Raw genomic sequence first — 13,387 nt, 5'->3', positions numbered from 1 at the left:
ATCATCCCCATGCGCCTACGCCTCGTCATTGCCCTGCTGCTTGCTGCCGCCCCGATGCCGCTCGCGGCCGAGGTGGTCGGCACCATGCAGCCCGCCGAACCGCTGACGCCCGGGCGTGTGGCGCAACTGCCCGCGGCGGAGCAGGCCGCCTGGCTGGACTATCTCGCCCGCTCTGATGCGGCGATGGTGCGGGACAAGGCCGTGCTGGAGGCGGAGCGTGCCGCGCTGGCCGGCCAGCCGGTGCCGGCGCCGCCACCCGACGGTTCGACCGCGGGCACGCTGCCGCTCGACCGCGATGCCGCATGGTATGCCGGGCCGGAGGCGCGCGCGCTGGCGGACAATATCGTCAGCTTCCAGACGCCAGCCGGCGGCTGGGGCAAGAACCAGAATCGCAGTGCCCCGCCGCGCGTGGCCGGGCAGCACTGGATCGGCGCCGACCTGAAGGCGGGGCAATATGCCGCACAGGACGGAGCCGGCGGGTGGAGCTTCGTCGGCACGCTGGACAATGATGCCACCGTGACCGAGCTGTCCTTCCTGGCGCGGGTACAGGCGCAGCTGCCGGGTACCGAGGGCGAGCCGTATCGCCAGTCCTTCGCCAGAGGCGTCGCCTACCTGATGGCGGCGGAGCTGCCGGGCGGCGGCTGGCCGCAGGTCTGGCCGTTGAAAGGCGGCTATCACGATGCGCTGACGCTGAACGACGATGTGCTGACCGGCACCACCGCGCTGTTGCAGCGGATTGCCGGCGGCGGGGGCGACTACGCCTTCGTGCCGCAGGATATGCGGGCGCAGGCCGCCGCCGCCGTGGAGCGGGCGATCGCCGTGATGCTGGACACGCAGCTGGAGGCCGATGGCCGGCCGACCATCTGGGCCCAGCAATATGACGCCCTGACCCGCGTGCCGATCGGCGCACGCAATTTCGAACCGCTGGCCCTGTCCACCGGCGAAAGCGCATCGGTGCTGCAATTCCTGATGCGCCAGCCCGACCCTTCGCCGCAGATGCGCGCGGCGATCGAGGCGGGTGCTGCCTGGTTCGCCGCCCACGCCTTGCGCGATGTGGCGTGGAAGGCGACCGATTCCGCGGCGGGCCGCCTGCTGGTGGCGGAACCCGGCGCCGGGCCGCTATGGGCCCGGTTCTACGATCCGGTCACGCAGGCCCCGATCTTCGGCGATCGCGACCGTGCGATCCGCGACCGGGTGGAGGAGGTCAGCCGCGAGCGGCGCGACGGCTACAGCTGGTACAATACCAGCGGCAATGCCGTCGCCCGCGCCTATGCCCGCTGGTCCGCGGCACGCTGATCACTCGGGGCCGCGCGGCTCCGCATACAGGCCGGTCAGGCTGCCGGTCGCCAGCACGTGGCCCTGCGCCGCGGCCAGCAACTGGTCGCGCGTGGCGCCGAGCGGCAGGTCCAGCATGCGGTCGAGCGCCAGCAGCTGGAAGGTGTAGCGGTGCGGCCGGTCGCCCTTCGGCGGGCGCGGGCCGTTCCAGCCGACGCTGCCATGGCTGGTCGCGCCCTGCATGATCCCGTCCAGCGTGCCGCCGCTCAACCGGTCCCGCTCGTTCAGGCCGGCGGGCAGGCTGGTCGTGGCGGCCGGGATGTTCCACGCGACCCAGTGGACGAACGGCCTGGTCGCCGCGGCATCGGGATCCTCCATCACGATGGCGTAGGATTGCGCCCCCGGCACCGCGTTCCAGCCCAATGGCGGCGAGATGCCGAGGCCGTATTCGCTATGATCGCGCGGGATCGCGCCATCGGCAGCAAAGGCGGGCGACGTCACCGCGATGCGGGCCTGCCCGGACGCGCGCGTCTCCGGCCGCTCCAGCGCCAGCGGCACGCCCGACCCTCTGGCCGCCTGTTCCTGCATCGGTCCGGCCGGCGGCTGCAACGGTGCGGCGCGGCCCTGCGCCGCGTCATGCGTCACGCGGTACAGCACGCCGTTCGCGTCGTCGGAAAACAGCAGCGATCCGTCCGCCAGCACCGCCATGCCGGCGAGCCGGCCATAATGGCTGGCGCCATCCGCCGCCAGGAAGCCGCTGACGAACGGCTCGATCTTCGTTGCCTGGCCCGCCTGGTCGAAGCGCACCCGCACTACTTCGTAGCCGGAGGCCGGCCGCCGGTTCCAGCTGCCGCGCAACGCGACAAAGGCGTCGCCGGCAACATCCGGGCCGAAGCCGCCGCCGGGATGGAACGCCATCTGCATGCCGGCGGAGTGTGCGACATGCATCAGCACCGGGCTGGTGGAGGCTGCGATCCAGTCCGCCGCCAGGATGCCGCCGGGCGGCTCGTCCTGCGGATTGCGCTGGCCGTCCTCGAACACATAGGGCCAGCCATAGCGGTTGCCGCGCTCGATGAGGTTCAGCTCCTCCCGCTGCAGGTCGTTGCCCAGCCAGTCGATCCCCTGGTCCCAGCCCCACAGCTGCCCGGTGACCGGATGCCAGCCGAAGCCGATCGTGTTGCGCAGGCCCGATGCCCAGATCTTGCGCGCGCTGCCATCCAGGTTGGACCGCAGCAGTGCCGCGTTCTCCTGGCTGCTCTCGTCGCACGCATTGCAGGTGGAGCCGGCGCTGACATACAGCATCCCGTCCGGCCCGACCGCCAGCGTGCGGTTCAGGTGCTGCCCAGCATCGGGCAGGTCGTCCATCAGCGTCTCCACCGGGCCGATCCCGCCATCGGGCTGCAACGGCGCCCGGAACACCTCCCGCGCGGTCATGAAGTACAGCTGCCCGTCATGGATGGTCAGCCCGTGCAGGCCGGGCCGGTTGACGATGATCTGCGGTTCGCCATCGGCCGTCCCGTCATTGTCCGCATCCACCAGCCGGATGATGTCCGCTTCGGACCGGCGGCTGACATAGATGCTGCCATCCGGCGCGGGCGCGATCATGCGACTGTTGCCCAGCCCTTGTGCCCACACGCTGACGCGGTAGCCGTCCGGCACCTTCAGCCCGGCGGCGAAATCGGCCGGCGGCTCCAGCGGGGTGGGCTCGAAATAATGGGCATCGACCGGCCGCTTGTCGGCGTCCTCCGGATGGCTCTGGGCAATGGCCGGGCTGGTGGCGAGCAGGCAGGCGGAGGCGAGCAGCAGTGCGGCTTTCATGAAGGTGTCCCCTTTGTTGCCGTAAGAATGTTCAAGCGGGCTGCGCGCTCCCGCAAATCTCACGCGCGCCTGCCCGATTGCCGCCGGCGCCTGCGCTTGGCACAAGGGACCGGACAGCAGGGGACAAGACGACATGGAAACGATCGGACGCGACCTGCGGGAGATGCAGCGCACCCCGCTGGCGCCGGAACACGTTACGGCGATCCGCCGCGCCGGGCAGGAGCAGAGCTATCCGGCCGGCACCTTCCTCAGCCGTCCGGGCGAACCGATCGACCGCTTCGTCTATGTCGAGGAGGGTGAGATCGAGGTGGCCGACGCCTTTACCGGCGAACGGCTGGTACCCTCCACGCTGGGGCCGACGCAGTTCATGGCGGAGATCGGCTTCCTGCATGGCGGCCGCTGGTCCATGGCGATGCGCACCGCGGCCCCCACCCGCGTGGTGGAGGTGCCCCGCGCGGCGATGCTGGCGCTGATGGCGCGGGTACCGGAGATGTCGGACATCATCATCACCGTGCTGGCCGCGCGGCGCCGGCGCCAGCTGGAAGGGCGCGACGCATCGCTGGTGCTGATCGGGGAGGAGGCGGACCGCAACATCCGCCGCATCGCCAGCTTCGCCAGCCGCAATCGCGTCCCATATCTCTCCCACCCGCTGGGCAGTGCGGAGGCGCAGGCGGTCGCCACCAGCTGCGCGATCTCCGCCGACCTGCCGGCGGCGATCTTCGGGCGTGACAATGTCGTGGCCGATCCCACGCCGCAGAACGTCGCGCGGATGCTGGGGATGAACCTGGACTTCGTGGATGATGAGGAGATCGACCTGCTGATCGTCGGCGCCGGGCCGGCCGGCGTGGCAGCGGCGGTCTATGCCGGGTCGGAGGGCCTGCGCGCGCTGGTGGTGGACGAGAGCGCGATCGGCGGGCAGGCCGGCACCTCCAGCCGCATCGAGAACTACATGGGCTTCCCCACCGGCATCTCCGGCGCGGACCTGGTCTGGCGGGGCGAGGTGCAGGCGATGAAGTTCGGCACGCGCTTCGCCGTGCCGATCCGGGTCGAGCGGCTGGACCGGCTGCCGGATAGCTGCTGGTGCGCCACCTTCGACAATGGTCAGCGGGTGCGGACGGCGGCGGTGGTGGTCGCCACCGGCGTGCAATATCGGCGCCTGCCGATCGATCGCCTGGCCGAGTTCGAAGGCGCCGGCATCTACTACGCCGCCACGGAGAACGAGGCGCGCTTCTGCCGCGATGGCGAGGTGGTGGTCGTGGGCGGCGGCAATTCGGCGGGGCAGGCGGCGATGTTCCTCAGCCGCATCGCCGCCCGCGTGCGGCTGCTGGTGCGGGGCGACACGCTGGCAACGTCCATGTCCAGCTACCTGTCCAGCCGGCTGGAGGCGGACCCGGCGATCAGCATCGAATATGGCGCGGAAGTTGCCGCGGTGCATGGTGACGCGCAGCTGGCCGGCGTGACCATCCGCCGTCCGGAGGGTGAGGAGCGGACGGACGCCTGCGCGCTGTTCATCATGGTCGGCGCGGCGCCGAACACGGGCTGGCTGACCGACGTGGTGGGGCTGGACGAGAAGGGCTTCGTGCGGACCGGCGCCTGCGTGGGCAAGGACTCGACCTATGCCACCTCTGCGGCCGGCATCTACGCGGTGGGCGACGTGCGCGCCGGATCGGTCAAGCGGGTCGCATCGTCGGTCGGCGAAGGTTCTGTCGTGATCTCCCGCGTGTGGGATTACGTCAATACCGGGCGCTGAGGGCTAGGCTGCGCCGTTCACGTCCGCCGGGGCGCCCAGTTCGGCCGAGAGGCGGGCAGCGGCATTGCGCAGCGTCTCGCGGGTCTGGTCCAGGTCGGTCAGCTGCGATCCGTCGATCATCGCCAGGAACGGGATCGTCATCGCCGCGGCGACCTGCCCGTCGAAGCCGAACACCGGGTAGCTGAGATCGGTCACGCCATTGGTGCGCGCGCTGGGCTGCATCTCGAAGCCTTGCGCCCGCACGATCTTCAGCCGCTGCAGCGCGGATCGCAATGCCGGCCCCACGCCCAGCAGGCCGATCAGGATCTGCCGCTGGCGATCCTCCGGCGTGAAGGCCAGCAGCACATGGCCGGAACAGCTGGCCGCCAGGTCGACCGCGGTGCCCAGCCGGATGGCGAAGCCGACCGCTGCCGGGCTTTCCTGCCGGTGGACCACGATGCCGCGATCCTGCGCGCGGATCACCAGGTGGCAGGACTGGTTGATGGACGCCGCCAGGTCGAACATGACCGGTGCCGCCGCCTGCGACAGCGTCTGCGCCGGTGTCGCGCGGAAGGCCACGTCCAGCGCGCGGTAGGTCACGCTGTAGCGGTCGCTGCCCGGATCCTTGCGCAGCCACAGCCGGCGTTCCATCACGATGATGACGCGGAACACTTCGCTGATGGAGCGGCCCAGCCGTGCGGCGATCTCGCTGATGGTCAGTCCGCCCGGCTCTTCCGCCAGCAGTTCCAGGATGTCGAAACCTTTTTCCAGCGCCGGCGCGGAATAGGCGCGTACGCCGCTTCCGCGCCCTTCCGTCTCGGCTTGCTCGGTCGTGGCCATGCCTTCACCTAGCCTGTGACCGGGCGTCGGGCAAATCCTGCGAAAAAGCTTGCAGCCAATCGGCTTGGAAGTAAGTTGCACATATGAAACCGTGCCAAGCGGTGATGGTTTGCGAAGCGGAGAGGGATTATCGTGACGAGCAGGCTTGCCGGAAAGACGGCGCTGGTGACGGCTGCCGGGCAGGGGATCGGGCGCGCCATCGCCGATGCCTTCGTGGCCGAAGGTGCGCGCGTCTGGCGACTGGACCGGGACGGTGCCACGCTGGCGGGCCAGGCGGACGCGATCACGCTGGACCTGACCGATGGCGCCGGCATCGCCGCCCTGCCCGGCACGATCGGCGCGGTGGACGTGCTGGTGAATGCCGCCGGCGTGGTCCATGCCGGGACCGCGCTGGACTGCACCGACGATGACTGGGACGCCGCCGTGGCGCTGAACGCCACCGCCATGTTCCGCCTGATCCGTGCCGTCCTGCCCGGGATGCTGGACGCAGGCGGCGGCTCGATCATCAACATCGCCTCCGTCGCGTCCTCGATTATCGGGGTGCCCAACCGTTTCGCCTACGGCGCGACCAAGGGCGCGGTGGTCGGCCTGACCAAGGCGGTCGCGGCCGACTTCGTGGCGCAGGGCGTCCGCTGCAATGCGATCTGCCCCGGCACGGTGGAAACCCCCTCGCTGTTGCAGCGGGTCAGCGAGCAGGCGGAGCGCAATGGCGAGCCGGTGGAGAAGACCCTGGCAGCCTTTGCCGCGCGCCAGCCGGTCGGGCGGCTCGGCCGACCGGAGGAGATCGCTGCGCTGGCGGTGCATCTGGCGGGCGATGAAAGCGCCTTTACCACCGGCACGGTCGCGGTGATCGATGGCGGTTGGTCCGTCCTGTGACGCGCATCACCAACATTCGCACCGCGGACGTCCGCTTCCCCACCAGCCTGTCGCTGGACGGATCGGACGCGATGAACCCCGATCCCGACTATTCCGCCGCTTATGTGGTGCTGGAAACCGACACGCCCGGGCTGGAAGGGCATGGGCTGACCTTCACCATCGGCCGCGGCAACGACATCTGCATCGCCGCGATCGACGCCATGCGTCACCTGGTGATCGGGCTGGAACTGGACTGGATCCGCGACGATCCGGCGCGGTTCTGGCGGCACCTGACCGGCGACAGCCAGCTGCGCTGGATCGGGCCGGACAAGGGCGCGATGCATCTGGCCACCGGCGCGGTCGTCAATGCCGTATGGGACCTGTGGGCGCGCAGCGTCGGCAAGCCGGTGTGGCGGCTGGTGGCGGACATGTCGCCGGAGGAGATCGTGCGCTGCATCGACTTCCGCTACCTGACCGACTGCATCACCCCGGACGAGGCGCTGGCGCTGTTGCAGGAACGGGAGACCGGCAAGGCGGAGCGGATCGCCGCGCTGATGGCGGAAGGCTACCCCTGCTACACCACCTCGGCCGGGTGGCTCGGCTATTCGGACGAGAAGCTGGTGCGCCTGACCGAAGAGGCGCTGGCCGACGGCTATCGCCACATCAAGCTGAAGGTCGGGCGTGACCTGGCGGAGGATGTCCGCCGGGTGGCCTTGGTGCGCGAGGTGATCGGGCCGGACGTGACGCTGATGATCGACGCCAACCAGAACTGGGAAGTGTCGGAGGCGATCGACTGGGTCAACCAGCTCGCCTTCGCGCGGCCCTGGTTCATCGAGGAGCCGACCAGCCCCGATGACGTGCTGGGCCACCGTGCCATCCGCAACGGCGTGGCGCCGGTGCAGGTCGCGACCGGCGAGATGTGCCAGAACCGCATCATGTTCAAACAGTTCATCATGGCCGGGGCGATTGACGTGGTGCAGATCGATGCCTGCCGCGTGGGCGGGCTGAACGAGGTGCTGGCGATCCTGCTGATGGCCGCCAAATACGACCTGCCCGTCTGCCCCCATGCGGGCGGCGTGGGCCTGTGCGAATATGTGCAGCACCTGGCGATGATCGACTATGTGGCGATCGCCGGCAGCAAGGCGGGGCGCGTGGTCGAATATGTCGACCATCTGCACGAGCATTTCGTCGACCCGTGCGAAGTGCGCCACGCGGCCTACTGGCCGCCGGAGGCGCCGGGCTTCTCCATCGAGATGAAGCGCGACTCGATCGAGACCTACCGCTTCCGCGTGCCGGAGCTGGTGGCATGAAGCTGGGCCTGGACGGCAAGGTGGTGCTGGTCACCGGCGGCGGCGCGGGGATCGGCGGCGCCATCTCCATCGTGCTGGCCGAGGAAGGCGCCATTCCCGTGATCCTGGGCCGCAGCCCGCTGGAGCCGGACTTCGCGGAACGCCTCGGTGCATTGCAGCCCGACACGCTGTTCATCCGGACCGAACTGTCGGACGATGCGCAATGTGCCGCCGCGGTGGCGCAGGTGGTTGCGCGGTTCGGCGGCATCCATGGCTTGGTCAACAATGCCGGCGTGAATGACAGCGTCGGGCTGGAGGCCGGACTGGACGCCTTCAATGCCTCGCTCCAGCGCAATCTGGGGCATTATTACTCCATGGCGCATCACTGCCTGCCGCATCTGCGCAGCGCCACGGGCGCGATCGTCAACATCTCGTCCAAGACGGCGCTGACCGGGCAGGGCAATACCAGCGGCTATGTCGCGGCCAAGGCGGCGCAGCTGGGCCTGACCCGCGAATGGGCCGCCGCGCTGGCCGGTGATGGCGTGCGCGTCAACGCGGTGCTGCCGGCGGAGGTGATGACGCCGCTCTACCGTCGCTGGCTCGACACGTTCGACGATCCGCAGGACCAGCTGGACCGGATCACCGCCCGCATCCCGCTGGGCCGGCGCATGACCACCGACCGGGAGATCGCCGACACGGTGGTGTTCCTCCTGTCACCGCGCTCCGGCCACACCACCGGGCAGTGGATCGTGCCGGATGGCGGCTATGTCCATCTGGACCGGGCGCTGGACTGATGGCGATGGCTCCCCCTCCCGCCGCGCACGATCGCGCGGCCACGCCGACGCAGGGCCGCTTCCTGCCGGCGCTGATCATCACGGTCAGCCTGTTCTTCCTGTGGGGCATGGCCAACAACCTCAACGACATCCTGATCGCGCAGTTCAGGAAGGCGTTCGTGCTGTCGGATTTCGGCACCAGCTTCGTGCAGCAGGTGTTCTATCTCGGTTACTTCCTGTTCGCGATCCCGGCATCGCTGCTGATGGGCGCGAAGGGGTACAAGGCCTCCATCGTGCTGGGCCTGCTGCTGTACGGCGCGGGCGCGCTGCTGTTCTATCCCGCGGCAATGATGAGCGAATACCTGCTGTTCCTCTTCGCGCTGTTCGTGATCGCCAGCGGCCTCGCCTTCCTGGAAACCGCCGCCAATCCGCTGATGACGGAACTGGGCGACGCGAACGGCGCGGCCAGGCGGCTGAACTGGGCGCAGGCGGCCAATCCGCTGGGGGCGCTGGCAGGCATCTGGATCGGGCGCACCTTCATCCTGTCCGGTATCGAGCATGACGAGGCGGCGCTGGCCGCCATGTCCGCCGCCGACCAACTGGCATATTACCAGATGGAGGTGCGCGCGGTGGCGCCGCCTTATGTGATCATCGGCCTGGTCGTGCTGGCATTCGCACTGGCGGCGGCGGTCGTGCGCTTCCCGGCGGGCGAACGGGCCGCGACGCAGGACGGTGCCGGATTGCGCGGGCTCTCCGCGGCCTTCCGCCGGCCGCGGCTGGTGGCGGCCGCGGCGGCGCAGCTGATGTATGTCGGCGCGCAGGTCGGGATCTGGAGCTTCACCATCCGCTACGCCCAGGCCAGCGTGCCCGGCATGACGGAACGCGCCGGCGCAGATGCGCTGTTCGTGTCGCTGCTGCTGTTCGCGACCGGGCGCTTCATCGGCTCCAGCCTGATGTCCCAGGCACGCTCCGCCGTGCTGCTGGCATCGTTCGCGGGCGCGGCCTGCATCCTGACGCTGGTGGCCGCGCTGTCACCCGGACAGACCGGGCTGTATGCGCTGGTCGCGGCCAGCTTCTTCCTGTCGATCCAGTTCCCGACCATCTTCGCGCTGGGCGTGGAAGGGCTGGGGCCGCTGCGGCGGGCGGGTGCATCGCTGATCATCATGGCGATCATCGGCGGCGCGTTGCTGACCGCACTGATGGGCTGGGTGTCGGACCGGGCGGACATCGCCACCGCCATGCTGGTGCCGGCGGCGGCATTCGTCTGCATCGTGGCCTTTGCGCTCTATGCACGCCGACCGGCGGGGGACGTCTGACCATGCACAGCTGTATCTGCGAGGAGCCGGGCCGGCTGGTGCTGGCGGAACGACCCGCCGCGACCCGTCAGCCGGGCGAGGTGCTGCTGGCAATCCGCCGCGTGGGGCTGTGCGGCACCGACTACCACATCATGCGCGGCACCCAGCCCTATCTGAGCTACCCCCGCGTGATGGGACACGAACTGTCGGCCGAGGTGATCGAGGCGGACGAGGACAGCACCTTTGCGCCCGGCACGCTGGTCGCCGTGCTGCCCTATCTGTTCTGCGGCACCTGCCGCGCCTGCCTGCGCGGGCGGGAGAATTGCTGCCGCAACCTGTCCGTCCTGGGGGTGCATCAGGATGGCGGGCTGACGGATCGCATGTCCCTGCATCCGCGGTTCCTGATCGACGCCACCGGCCTGACGCCCGACCAGGCCGCAATGGTCGAGTTCCTCTCCATCGGCCATCATGCGGTCGGCCGCGCCGCGCTGCTGGCGGGGGACCGGGTGCTGGTGGTGGGCGCGGGGCCGATCGGCATGGCGGTGACCCTGTTCGCCGCGCAGCAGGGTGCCGCGGTGACGGTGCTGGACGGCAATGCGGTGCGGGCGCGGTTCTGCACGGAGCGGCTGGGTGCAGCCCACGCGATCGTGCCGGGTGACGAGGCGGCGCTGGCCGAGGCAAGCGCGGGAGACGGGTTCGATGCCGTGTTCGACTGCACCGGCAGCCCGGCGGCCATGACGGAGGGTTTTGCCCGGGTGGGGCATGGCGGCAGCTACGTGCTGGTGTCGGTCGTGTCCGCCACGATCACCTTCGACGATCCGGAATTCCACAAGCGCGAAACCACCCTGCTGGGCAGCCGCAATGCGACCCGCGCCGATTTCGCAGCGGTGATTGCCGCCATCCGCGCCGGTCTGGTGCCGACGGAAGCGCTGCACACCCACAGTACACCCATGCGCGAGCTGCCCGCACGCATGACCGAATGGATGGATCCGTCCTCCGGCGTGATCAAGGCGATCGTGACGCCGTGACGCTGCGGTGCCGCTGCCGGAACGAAAGGAAGTGACAATGACAGGCTTCGATCCCCGGCTGGACCGCCGTGACGCCATGACCCTCATGGGTGCCGGCCTGGCACTGGCACCCGCAGGCGGGGCGGCGGCAGCCGAGGCCGACCGTCCTGCCGGCAGCCTGCCCGCCAGCGACAGCGTGCTGTGGTATGCGCAGCCCGCCGCCAGCTGGGTGGAGGCGCTGCCCGTCGGCGCCGGACGGATCGGCGCCATGGTCCATGGCGGCACCACCCGCGAATATCTGCAGCTGAACGAGGACACGATGTGGTCCGGCGGGCCGTACGACCCGAACAGCCCGGAGGCGCGCGACGCGCTGCCGACGGTGCGCCAGCTGATCTTCGACGAGAAGTTCGCCGAGGCCGAGGCGTTGCTGAGTGAGAAGGTGATGGCCCGCCCGCTCAAGCAGATGAACTACAGCACGATCGGGTGGCTGGTGCTGACCCGCCTGGGCATGACGCCCGGCACACCCCCGACCAGCGCCCCGCGCGCGATCAGCAGCGAGGTGACCCCGGCCACCGCGCTCGCACCGGTGCCCGGCTACCGGAGGGAGCTGGACCTCGACAGCGCGATCGCCACCACCCGCTGGACCGGCGATGACGGCACCGTCCACCGGCAGGAGGTGCTCGCCTCCGCCCCGCACCAAGTGGTCGCCACCCGCATCGGCGCCGACCGGCCCGGCGCGGTATCGCTGGCCCTGACCTTCGTTTCGCCGGTCAAGGACGCCGCGATGACCGCCGGCCGCACGGGCGAGCTGGTCCTGTCCGGCCGCAACGACGCGGCGCAGGGTGTCGAGGGCGCCCTCACCTTCGCCGCGCGCGCGCTGGTGCGGCACAAGGGCGGCACGCTGCGGCAGGACGGCGACCAGCTGATCGTCACCGGCGCGGACGAGGTGACCGTGCTGGTGGCGATGGCGACCAGCTACAAGCGCTTCGACGATGTCACCGGCGATCCGCTCGCGATCACCGCCGGCCAGATCGACGCTGCGCGCGGGCATGACTGGAGGCGCATTGCGCAGGACACCACCGCCGACCATCAGGCATTGTTCCGCCGCGTTTCTCTGGATCTGGGGCGCGCACCTTATGCCGACCTGCCGACCGACCAGCGCGTGCGACGCGGGGAGGCGGGCGACGATCCCTCGCTCGCGGCGCTGTATTTCAACCATGCCCGCTACATGCTGATCGCCTGTTCGCGCGCCGGCAGCCAGCCGGCCAACCTGCAGGGGATCTGGAACGATACCACCAGCCCGCCCTGGGGCGGCAAGTACACGGTGAACATCAATACGGAGATGAACTACTGGCCGGCGGAGCCGACCAGCCTGCCCGAATGCGTGGAACCGCTGGTGGCGATGCTGCGCGACCTGGCGGTCACCGGGGCGCGCACCGCGCAGGTGATGTATGGCGCGCGCGGCTGGGTGTGCCATCACAATACCGATCTGTGGCGCGCCACCGCGCCGATCGACGCGCCCAGTTACGGCATGTGGCCGATGGGCGGCGCCTGGCTGACGACCCATCTGTGGGATCATTACGATTATGGCCGCGATCGCGCCTTCCTGGAGTCGGTCTATCCGATCATGCAGGGCGCCGCGCTGTTCTTCGTGGACACGCTGGTGCAGGATCCGGGCACCGGCCACATGGTGACCAACCCGACCACCTCGCCCGAGAACCGGCATGGCGGCCTGAGCGCGCTGTGCGCCGGGCCGACGATGGACGCCGGCATCCTGCGCGACCTGTTCTGGCAGGTGGCGCAGGCCGCCGACATACTGGGCCGGGATGCGGCGCTGGCGGCACAGTTGCGCAGCCTGCGCGACCGTCTGCCGCCGTTCAGGATCGGCGCGCAGAGGCAGCTCCAGGAGTGGCAGCAGGACTGGGACGACCAGGCGCAGGACCGGCACCACCGCCATGTCAGCCACCTCTACTCCGTCTATCCCGCGCGCCAGATCAGCGTGGAGACCACGCCCGAACTGGCGCGCGCCGCCATGCAGTCGCTGAACATCCGCGGTGACGAGGCGACCGGCTGGGCCACCGCCTGGCGCATCGCGCTGTGGGCACGGCTGCGCGACGGCAACCGGGCGCATGACATCCTGCGCTTCCTGATCGGGCCGCGGCGCACCTATCCCAACCTGTTCGACGCGCATCCTCCGTTCCAGATCGACGGCAATTTCGGCGGGGCGGCGGCCATCGCCGAGATGCTGCTGAGCAGTGCGGACGACGACATCCTGCTGCTGCCGGCTTTGCCCGACGCCTGGCCGACCGGCAGCATCCGGGGCCTGCGCGCACGCGGCGCCTGCACGGTGGACCTGGCATGGCGGGATGGTGCGCCGGACAGCGTGACCCTGCGCAGCACCATCGCCGGCCGCCGCACCGTGCGCTTTGGCGGGATCACCCGCCAGATCGACCTGACCGCCGGGCAGGTGATGCGGCTGCGCGGGCCCCAGCTGCGGCCCGCCTGA

10 protein-coding genes are annotated in these 13,387 nt (G+C 70.0%); 8 read left to right on the top strand and 2 right to left on the bottom strand.

Features of this window, described 5'->3' with window-relative positions:
• Nucleotides 1-9 precede the first annotated feature (9 nt).
• The gene (pelA, locus tag PK98_RS12785) at nt 10-1,296 is read left to right on the top strand and encodes a pectate lyase (RefSeq protein WP_235425507.1); all 1,287 of its coding nucleotides are present in this window, start codon (nt 10-12) and stop codon (nt 1,294-1,296) included.
• Here the strand turns inward: pelA and PK98_RS12780 are convergent, their stop codons facing one another.
• Complete coding sequence (locus tag PK98_RS12780) at nt 1,297-3,093, bottom strand: YbhB/YbcL family Raf kinase inhibitor-like protein (RefSeq protein WP_039097235.1); 1,797 nt, start codon at nt 3,091-3,093, stop codon at nt 1,297-1,299.
• Between the two features lie 133 nt (nt 3,094-3,226).
• On the opposite strand from PK98_RS12780, the gene PK98_RS12775 reads away from it, so the two are divergent.
• The gene (locus PK98_RS12775; protein WP_039097234.1) at nt 3,227-4,843 is read left to right on the top strand and encodes an FAD-dependent oxidoreductase; all 1,617 of its coding nucleotides are present in this window, start codon (nt 3,227-3,229) and stop codon (nt 4,841-4,843) included.
• 3 nt (nt 4,844-4,846) lie between these two features.
• Here PK98_RS12775 and PK98_RS12770 read toward each other — a convergent pair whose 3' ends face one another.
• On the bottom strand, nt 4,847-5,662 hold the full coding sequence (locus PK98_RS12770; RefSeq protein ID WP_039097233.1) for an IclR family transcriptional regulator: 816 nt from the start codon (nt 5,660-5,662) through the stop codon (nt 4,847-4,849).
• 132 nt (nt 5,663-5,794) lie between these two features.
• Here PK98_RS12770 and PK98_RS12765 point away from each other — a divergent pair, with 132 nt between their 5' ends.
• Genes PK98_RS12765 through PK98_RS12740 form a run of 6 tightly spaced genes read left to right on the top strand, consistent with a single transcriptional unit; the run spans nt 5,795 to nt 13,387 of the window.
• On the top strand, nt 5,795-6,538 hold the full coding sequence (locus PK98_RS12765; protein WP_039097232.1) for an SDR family oxidoreductase: 744 nt from the start codon (nt 5,795-5,797) through the stop codon (nt 6,536-6,538).
• Nucleotides 6,523-7,827, top strand: coding sequence for an L-fuconate dehydratase (locus PK98_RS12760; protein ID WP_235425506.1), 1,305 nt, complete (start codon nt 6,523-6,525; stop codon nt 7,825-7,827). Before PK98_RS12765 ends, PK98_RS12760 begins: the two co-directional genes overlap by 16 nt.
• Nucleotides 7,824-8,600: an L-fucose dehydrogenase gene (locus tag PK98_RS12755; protein WP_039097230.1), complete on the top strand. Its 777-nt coding sequence runs from the start codon at nt 7,824-7,826 to the stop codon at nt 8,598-8,600. The genes PK98_RS12760 and PK98_RS12755 overlap by 4 nt, the downstream gene beginning before the upstream one ends.
• A 5-nt stretch (nt 8,601-8,605) precedes the next feature.
• Nucleotides 8,606-9,895 (top strand): L-fucose:H+ symporter permease, encoded by a 1,290-nt coding sequence (fucP, locus tag PK98_RS12750; RefSeq protein ID WP_039097687.1) that lies wholly within the window; start codon nt 8,606-8,608, stop codon nt 9,893-9,895.
• Nucleotides 9,896-9,897: 2 nt separating this feature from the next.
• A complete protein-coding gene (locus PK98_RS12745) occupies nt 9,898-10,902 on the top strand; it encodes a zinc-binding alcohol dehydrogenase family protein (protein WP_039097229.1) in 1,005 nt (334 codons plus the stop codon).
• 37 nt (nt 10,903-10,939) lie between these two features.
• Nucleotides 10,940-13,387 carry a glycoside hydrolase family 95 protein gene (locus tag PK98_RS12740; protein ID WP_039097228.1) on the top strand — a complete coding sequence of 816 codons (2,448 nt, stop codon included), beginning with the start codon at nt 10,940-10,942 and terminating at the stop codon, nt 13,385-13,387.

It is taken from the genome of Croceibacterium mercuriale (assembly GCF_000802385.1).
In the GTDB taxonomy this organism is placed as follows: Bacteria; Pseudomonadota; Alphaproteobacteria; order Sphingomonadales; family Sphingomonadaceae; genus Croceibacterium; species Croceibacterium mercuriale.
Note: the sequence above shows the minus strand (reverse complement) of the source record. Positions and strands in the feature narration are given on the sequence as shown.